The organism is Staphylococcus pasteuri (assembly GCF_030547725.1).
GTDB lineage: Bacteria > Bacillota > Bacilli > Staphylococcales > Staphylococcaceae > Staphylococcus > Staphylococcus pasteuri.
Genome location: NZ_JAUOQO010000908.1, coordinates 1 through 238, shown reverse-complemented (window position 1 = coordinate 238; position 238 = coordinate 1). Strand labels below are relative to the sequence as shown.

The 238-nt window shown below is 51.3% G+C and carries 1 protein-coding gene; it reads right to left on the bottom strand.

The features are described from left to right. A partial coding sequence (locus Q4528_RS15880) for a methyl-accepting chemotaxis protein (protein WP_439848955.1) occupies positions 1-214 on the bottom strand: 214 nt, incomplete at its 3' end. Positions 215-238 lie beyond the last annotated feature (24 nt).

The window sequence follows — 238 nt, the reverse complement described above, 5'->3', positions numbered from 1 at the left end:
CGGCAAAACCGCGACCTTGTTCGCCCGCACGTGCAGCCTCAATGGCCGCGTTTAGTGCGAGTAAGTTGGTTTGCTCGGCAATGCCTTGAATCACACTTAGTGCTGATGAGATATTTTGTACATCGCCTTCTAGTTTGGCGATAACTTCACTCGCTTGCCCTATCTCGTTTGCCAAGGATTGCACGGTAGCTGCTGCGCTATCTACTGTGGTCATTGCATCACCAGCGCTGTTATCTAC